Source organism: Mesorhizobium sp. M0898 (assembly GCF_040319695.1).
Taxonomy (GTDB): Bacteria; Pseudomonadota; Alphaproteobacteria; order Rhizobiales; family Rhizobiaceae; genus Mesorhizobium.
In genome coordinates this window covers 1-642 of the sequence record NZ_JAMYOE010000157.1, presented here as the reverse complement: position 1 = coordinate 642, position 642 = coordinate 1, and the positions used below count along the sequence as shown (strand labels likewise).

The following is a 642-nucleotide window of genomic DNA, read 5'->3' as shown; positions in this document are numbered from 1 at the left end:
GCGCTGTTGAACACGAATGCATCATTGCCTCCGTTACCGGTCAAGATGTCAGCACCGCCGCCACCACTGATGACATTGGCGCCGGCATTGCCTTGGATGGTTTGGGCAAAGGCGTTGCCGGTCAGGTTGATTGCAGACGTACCGGACGGGCTGGTGGTGGCGAGAAGCTCGATCTGTGAACTGGCCGAAAGCGCATGGCTCACAGCAGCGAACACCCTGTCGGTACCGCCGCCGACCGCCTCATAAACTCTGTCGCCGGCATTGTCCACATAGTAGGTGTCATTGCCGCCATAGCCGACCATCGTATCGGCGCCACCGCCGCCATTAATGACATTGGCGCCGGCGTTACCCCCGATGCTCTGGGCGAACTCATTGCCGGTGAGGTTGATTGCCGATGTGCCCGACGGGTTGGTAGCAAGAAGTTCGATTTCCGATCCGGCCGAAAGCGTATGGCTTACAGTAGCGAACACCCTGTCTGTACCACCGCCCACCGCCTCGAACACCCTGTCGCCGGCATTGTCTACATAGTAGGTGTCATTGCCGCCATAGCCGACCAACGTATCGGCGCCACCGCCGCCTTTAATGATGTTGTCGCCGGCATTGCCCTGGATAGTCTGGCTGAACTCGTTACCGATCAGATTG

The 642-nt window shown here is 58.9% G+C and carries 1 protein-coding gene; it reads right to left on the bottom strand.

Annotation, left to right across the window (positions count from 1 at the left end):
• Positions 1-642, bottom strand: a 642-nt coding sequence (locus NKH90_RS34695; protein WP_352823841.1) for a calcium-binding protein, incomplete at both ends; no start/stop codon positions are given.